This window comes from Cellulomonas phragmiteti, from assembly GCF_016862775.1.
GTDB classification, from domain to species: Bacteria; Actinomycetota; Actinomycetes; order Actinomycetales; family Cellulomonadaceae; genus Cellulomonas; species Cellulomonas phragmiteti.
Map to the genome: position 1 here is coordinate 1 of NZ_BONP01000057.1, position 2,208 is coordinate 2,208.

Here is a 2,208-nt window from a genome sequence, read left to right on the forward strand (position 1 = left end):
TGTCAACGACGGGTTGGAACTGACCCCCTGGCGTCGGATTGGGATTGACCCCCCTGGGTCGTCGTCTTGGTCTACTTGTCGCGGTCCTTGGCGAGGAGCTCGCGGCGGGCGCGGGTGCGGTAGGACTCTCCGGCCAGGGTGAGGACCTCGGCGTGGTGGACGAGTCGGTCGATCATCGCCGCGGCGACGACCTCGTCGCCGAAGACCTCGCCCCAGCGCCCGAACGGCAGGTTCGAGGTGACCAGGATCGAGCCGGTCTCGTAGCGCGACGCGACGAGCTGGAAGAACAGGTTCGCGGCGTCGGTGTCGAACGGGATGTAGCCGACCTCGTCGATGATGATGAGCTTGTAGCGGCGGATCTTCTTCAGCTCGGCTTCCAGGGCGCCGGCGTGGTGAGCGCGTGCCAGGCGGTCGATCCAGTTCGTCGCGGTGTCGAACAGCACGGAGCTGCCGGCCTGGGCGGCCTTGATGCCCAGCCCGATGGCCAGGTGCGTCTTGCCCAGTCCGGGCGGTCCGAGCAGGATCACGTTCTCGCACTTGGGCACGAACGTCGCGGTGGCCAGGTGCGCCAGCACGTCCTTGCGCAGGGACGGCAGGTGCTCGAGGTTGAAGTCCTCCAGGGTCTTGATCGCCGGGAAGTGCGCGGTGCGGATCCGCATCGTGGTTCCGGCCGACTCCCGGTCGGCGACCTGGCGTTCGAGGACCGCGGCGAGGTACTCCTCGTGCGACCAGTTCGCCTCCCGCGCCTGGTCGGCCAGGGTCTCCCAGGTCCGCCCGATCGTCGGGGTCTTGAGCACCCTGGTCAGGTAGGCGAGCTGGGAGGCGAGCCCGTCGGGGGCGGGTCGGGGCTTGGTGGTGGTGGTCATCTACGTCCCTTCAGCGTTGACCGCCCCGGAGTCGGGGCGGGGCTCGAAGTCGACGCCGAACAGCGCGTCGTAGTCCGGCAGCGCGCGGATCGCCACGACGTGCCCGTCACCGTGGGTGCGTGTCGAGCGCTGCTGACGCCGGGCGGCCAGTTCCGCGCGCAGCGCCTTGGCGGCCACCTGGTGGGCGGGGTCGGTGATCGTGCGACCGGTGCCCCAGTCGCGGGTGTGCTCGGCGACGACCTGACCTGCGCATCTGGCCGTGATCGTGCCCAGCGTGGCGGCGACCTCGACGAACCGGCCGATCACACGCGGGTCGACCGAGTAGTCGTTGCCGTCGACGCGCACGTAGTAGTCCTTGGCGAGCCGGACCCGGTGCCTCAGTCCGATGGCGGGAGCCGTCGGCGGCAGCGCGGTCATCGCCGCTCGGTCGCTGGCCCACCGGTCGGCCGGTGCGAGGTTCCCGATCGAGCGCAAGGGGCGAGCGTTCGCCCGCGTCGTCAGCCAGCGCGCCATCTGGGCGTTGAAGTCGCCCGGGGAGACGAACGTGCGTCCGGGCAGGAACGAGGTCTCGAAGTACCCGTTGCGCCGCTCGACCAGACCCTTGTACTCCGGGTCCCGAGGCGGGGCGAGCTTGAGCCGGACCCCGATCGTCCCGACGAACGACGTCGCCTCGATCGTCGGGCGGCCCGTGCCGCCGATCGCGGCCTCCCGGTCCCAGACCAACGTGCGCGGGCACGCGTCCCACCCGGTGACGATCTGCCACATCCCGGCCAGGATGTCCCCGGCCCGCCGCGAGGGGATCATCACCGCGTCGGTCACCCGCGAGTACCCGCACGTCATGGCCAGCACCGGCAGCACCCGCTCCTGACCGGCGCCCACCGGGATCCGGTGCGCCGGGAACCACAGATCGCACTGCGCGACCTCGCCGGGTGCGTACTGGACCCGGTCGGCCGGGTCCGGCGGAACGAACAACGGACGCAGCTCACGGACCCTGTCCTTGAGGACCGTCAACGACCGCGTCCACCCGATCCGCTCGGCGATCACCGTCGCCGGCATCCGCGGGAACTCCGCCAGCAGCGCCCGGATCTGCGGCTCGACCTCGTCGACCACCGACCCGCGCGGGCCGCGCTCCCGCAACGGTGGTCCATCAGCCCGCAACGCGGCCCGGACCGTGTTGCGCGCCAACCCCAACCGGCGCGCGATCTCCTTGATCGAGACACCCTCGGCCCGATGCAGCCGACGGATCTCCGCCCACTCCTCCAGTGCGATCACCCCTCCAGCGTCCCGGAGGGGGTCAGACCCGATCCGTCGTCAGAGGGTCAGTCTCAGCGCGTCGTCGACA

General features: G+C 70.9%; 2 protein-coding genes. Both read right to left on the reverse strand.

Translation table 11 applies throughout. The features are described 5' to 3' along the window. Positions 1-71: 71 nt before the first annotated feature. Entirely contained in the window at positions 72-866 is a 795-nt protein-coding gene (gene istB, locus Cph01nite_RS18875) for an IS21-like element helper ATPase IstB (protein ID WP_203676587.1), read from the reverse strand. Continuing rightward, positions 867-2,138 carry an IS21 family transposase gene (gene istA, locus Cph01nite_RS18880; RefSeq protein WP_203676589.1) on the reverse strand — a complete coding sequence of 424 codons (1,272 nt, stop codon included), beginning with the start codon at positions 2,136-2,138 and terminating at the stop codon, positions 867-869. Between the last annotated feature and the right edge of the window lie 70 nt (positions 2,139-2,208).